Consider the following 1,493-nt stretch of genomic DNA (forward strand, 5'->3'; position numbering starts at 1 on the left):
CTGGCCAGGTTGCGCTTCAGCAGGCCGGGGCCGGCCGCCAGCGCGCCCGCCAGGGCCACCAGCAGGCCCGCGCCGCGCACGAAGTCGAGGTGGAACGGAAAGAATCCGCTGACCAGCGGCACGAACAGCACGCCGCCGCCCACGCCGGCAAGCACTGCGATGATGCCGAGAATGAAACAGAAGAACAGCAGCGCCGTGGGCCAGAACCACCACGGATGGCCGTCCGCCGGCATGGCTGCGGCGGCTGCTGAGGCAACGTCGCCCCCCGACGCCAGCACGGGAAGGGCCCAGCACAGCACGAGCAGGACCGCAAGGACCGCCGGGCCCCAGAACCTGACTTTGGTAGCGGTGTTCATGTCGGTAATGTCCCCTTTTGAAACATTGAAACATTGATGAAACAACAACTCGCCATCACGGTCCGCAATCCGGGGGGATATTTGGCCTTCCTGCCCGGTGCTGCGGCGCGCGTTGCGTCCAGTTTGCCAGCAACACACGGGAAATCCGGTTGTTGGCCTGGCTGAGCCTGAGTTTGTGATAGCTGTAACAAGTTTCGTGCCATCAATGAGCGCTTGCCAAACATAGGGAAAAGGCCTAGTTCACGCACATGGACGGCAGAAATTTTCCGCATACCGGCAACAAATTGCCGGGCGATGGCCAGGAAGGTCCTCATTTCGAAACGTTGCAGAACGGAACAGGGTTTCTCCTGTTGTCCGGGGACATGCTGCGCCTGAAACAGCTGGCGGTGCAGGTGGCCTCGTCGGACGCCCCCATCCTGATCCACGGCGAAACGGGCACCGGCAAGGAACTGTTTGCGCGGCTCATCCACGACATGAGCGTGCGGGCGCGAAAACCCTTCGTGGCCGTGAACTGCGGCGTGCACGAGGGCGAACTGTTCGCGGACAAGTTCTTCGGGCACGAGCAGGGGGCCTTTACCGGCGCGCACCGCACCAGTCAGGGGTGTTTCGAGCTTGCCGGAGAAGGCACGCTGTTTCTGGACGAGGTGGGAGAGATTCCGCCCGCCAACCAGGCGGACTTTCTGCGGGTGCTGGAAGAGCGCAAGTACCGGCGCATCGGCGGGCAGCGGGACATTCCGTTCCAGGCGCGCATCATTGCCGCGTCCAACCGCGAATTGCCGGACATGGTGCGCGAGGGGCGGTTCCGGGCGGACCTGTTCTTTCGCCTGAACGTGATCCCGGTGTCGCTGCCGCCGCTGCGGGCGCGGCGCGAGGAGATCGTGCCGCTGGCCCGGCATTTTCTTGCCCACTACGCAGAGAAGTACCACCGGCACGGCATGCGCTTTCGCCCGGAGACCGAGGCGGGGCTGAGCGGCTACCCGTGGCCGGGCAACGTGCGCGAACTGAAGAACCTGGTGGAGCGGCTGGCCCTGCTGGCCCCGGATGGGGACATCGGGCCGGAACACCTGCCGCTGGAACTGCGGTCGGCTGTGGCCCTGGGGGCGGCGGGCGTGGGCGGGGCGGGCGGATACGCCGGGG

General features: G+C 65.5%; 1 protein-coding gene and 1 pseudogene. One reads left to right on the forward strand and one right to left on the reverse strand.

Annotated features, from left to right (window positions below; translation table 11 throughout):
• Positions 1-356: pseudogene (locus tag FVW20_RS15035) on the reverse strand (sulfite exporter TauE/SafE family protein); the annotation flags it as partial.
• A gap of 362 nt (positions 357-718) precedes the next feature.
• Here FVW20_RS15035 and FVW20_RS15040 point away from each other — a divergent pair.
• A partial coding sequence (locus FVW20_RS15040) for a sigma 54-interacting transcriptional regulator (RefSeq protein WP_231039143.1) occupies positions 719-1,493 on the forward strand: 775 nt, incomplete at its 3' end.

Source organism: Nitratidesulfovibrio oxamicus (assembly GCF_015731765.1).
GTDB lineage: Bacteria > Desulfobacterota > Desulfovibrionia > Desulfovibrionales > Desulfovibrionaceae > Cupidesulfovibrio > Cupidesulfovibrio oxamicus.